Origin of the sequence: Azospirillum picis, assembly GCF_017876115.1 — a bacterium.
Lineage (GTDB): Bacteria > Pseudomonadota > Alphaproteobacteria > Azospirillales > Azospirillaceae > Azospirillum > Azospirillum picis.
This window is the reverse complement of record NZ_JAGINO010000061.1, coordinates 1-1,043: the sequence shown is the minus strand read 5'-3', so window position 1 is coordinate 1,043 and position 1,043 is coordinate 1. Positions and strand designations below refer to the sequence as shown.

Annotated in this window: 2 tRNA genes and 2 rRNA genes; all 4 read right to left on the bottom strand. The window is 61.7% G+C overall.

Annotated elements, in window-relative coordinates:
- Positions 1-263, bottom strand: a 23S ribosomal RNA gene (locus tag J2850_RS31555); the annotation flags it as partial.
- Positions 264-563: 300 nt separating this feature from the next.
- Positions 564-639 (bottom strand) — tRNA-Ala (locus tag J2850_RS31550).
- A gap of 23 nt (positions 640-662) precedes the next feature.
- Positions 663-739: transfer RNA gene (locus J2850_RS31545), tRNA-Ile, on the bottom strand.
- Positions 740-854: 115 nt separating this feature from the next.
- Positions 855-1,043: ribosomal RNA gene (locus J2850_RS31540) — 16S ribosomal RNA — on the bottom strand; the annotation flags it as partial.

Here is a 1,043-nt window from a genome sequence, read left to right as displayed (position 1 = left end):
CCTGGTCCGCGTTCGCTCGCCACTACTAGCGGAGTCTCGGTTGATGTCCTTTCCTCCGGCTACTTAGATGTTTCAGTTCGCCGGGTTCGCTTCCCGCACCTATGAATTCAGTACGGGATACCGCCGAAGCGGTGGGTTTCCCCATTCGGAAATCCTCGGATCAAAGCCTGCTCGCGGCTCCCCGAAGCTTATCGCAACGTGCTACGTCCTTCATCGCCTCTCAGTGCCAAGGCATCCACCAGATGCCCTTCAGACGCTTGATCTCTCAGCCAACGCAAACGCTTGCGCCACGCGCAGGAACAAGCCTGCTCGCGGACCGGTCGCCCGGTCGTTCGCGCCGTTCGATGCTACTCCCAGCCAGGCTTGCGCCCGGCCGAGGAGCGTCCTCGGTCACTTGCACTTCATCTTCACTTGTCCATGATCCCGCCCCGGCGCCATAGGATGGCTTGGGGCACAATGACGAGCGCGATGCGCTCGTCATTGTTCACGTTTCCGTGTTGTGGTTCCTTCCAACGGTCCTCGTAAGCCGGGCGGCTCGCCACTGCCATCGACACCAGGTGAACTGGTGGAGGCAGACGGGATCGAACCGACGACCTCCTGCTTGCAAAGCAGGCGCTCTCCCAACTGAGCTATGCCCCCGATGGTCAAGCCATCGCCAAACATGGTGGGCCAGGGAGGATTTGAACCTCCGACCTCACGCTTATCAAGCGCGCGCTCTAACCAACTGAGCTACTAGCCCGCACGCAGGTCGCCTGGACCTGCGCCGAGAACCGTGAGAAGGGATGCGCCGGCGGCGGCAGAGATGCCGTCCGGACTTGAGCAGCGCCAGACCATCTTGGGGTCGGCTTCCTTAGAAAGGAGGTGATCCAGCCGCAGGTTCCCCTACGGCTACCTTGTTACGACTTCACCCCAGTCGCTGACCTGACCGTGGCCGGCTGCCTCCCTTGCGGGTTAGCGCACCGTCTTCGGGTAAAGCCAACTCCCATGGTGTGACGGGCGGTGTGTACAAGGCCCGGGAACGTATTCACCGCGGCGTGCTGATC